This is a genomic window from Aquimarina sp. U1-2, from assembly GCF_017897595.1.
Classification (GTDB): domain Bacteria; phylum Bacteroidota; class Bacteroidia; order Flavobacteriales; family Flavobacteriaceae; genus Aquimarina.
Genome location: NZ_JAGKIK010000095.1, coordinates 1 through 400, shown reverse-complemented (window position 1 = coordinate 400; position 400 = coordinate 1). Strand labels below are relative to the sequence as shown.

Sequence of the window (400 nt, the reverse complement as noted above, 5' to 3'; positions counted from 1 at the left end):
CCCCGACATAGGAGGGATTGAGTAGTGAAAGCCCGACCCTTGTGGCAACGCCCAAATAATTACACTTTAACTTTTAAACAAAAGAAGTTTGCTGTATTTTTGCTTCTTTAAAATCAATCTAAATAAGTTTGGGGTTAACATTAGCAGATTTAAAACGAGGGGAACATGCCGTGATTACTGATGTATCTTCTACAGAAATACCACTAAAACTTCTGGAAATGGGATGTTTACCGGGAAACCCTGTAACGCTTTTGCAAGTGGCCCCATTACAAGACCCTATGTATTTAAACGTGAATGGTACACACCTTGCCATAAGAAAGGAAACTGCTACTCACATTTTAATTGAAAAAGTAACGCATGGGTAAACAGATAAATGTTGCTTTAATAGGAAATCCCAATA

1 protein-coding gene is annotated in these 400 nt (G+C 37.8%); it reads left to right on the top strand.

The features are described from left to right. Window positions 1-128: 128 nt before the first annotated feature. Entirely contained in the window at window positions 129-365 is a 237-nt protein-coding gene (locus J8281_RS19175; protein ID WP_203256486.1) for a FeoA family protein, read from the top strand. Window positions 366-400: the final 35 nt, after the last annotated feature.